At 39.6% G+C, this 268-nt stretch carries 1 protein-coding gene; it reads left to right on the top strand.

The window, feature by feature from the left end; all coding sequences use genetic code 11:
• The coding region (locus NJ376_RS28600; RefSeq protein ID WP_252956732.1) for a pepsin/retropepsin-like aspartic protease family protein at window positions 1–268 on the top strand (268 nt) is incomplete at both ends.

Here is a 268-nt window from a genome sequence, read left to right as displayed (position 1 = left end):
ACAATCTTTATGCCACGGTGTTATTTGATTCCGGAGCGGATTATAGCCTTATTTCTTCTAAATTTATTCCGTACTTGGATGTTTCTCTTAGCCCTTTGAGTTTTATCTTTGAAATCGAGATGGTTAATGGTGAGTTGTCTAGGATTAACCAAGTAGTCCGTGATTGTACGTTAGTGCTAAATGATCAACCGTTTCTTATTGATCTCATTCCGTTCGATATCGGTAGTTTTGATGTTATTGTGGGTATGGATTGGATGCGGGCGGTCGG

It is taken from the genome of Siccirubricoccus soli, assembly GCF_024178315.1.
Taxonomy (GTDB): domain Bacteria; phylum Pseudomonadota; class Alphaproteobacteria; order Acetobacterales; family Acetobacteraceae; genus Siccirubricoccus; species Siccirubricoccus soli.
Note: the sequence above shows the minus strand (reverse complement) of the source record. Positions and strands in the feature narration are given on the sequence as shown.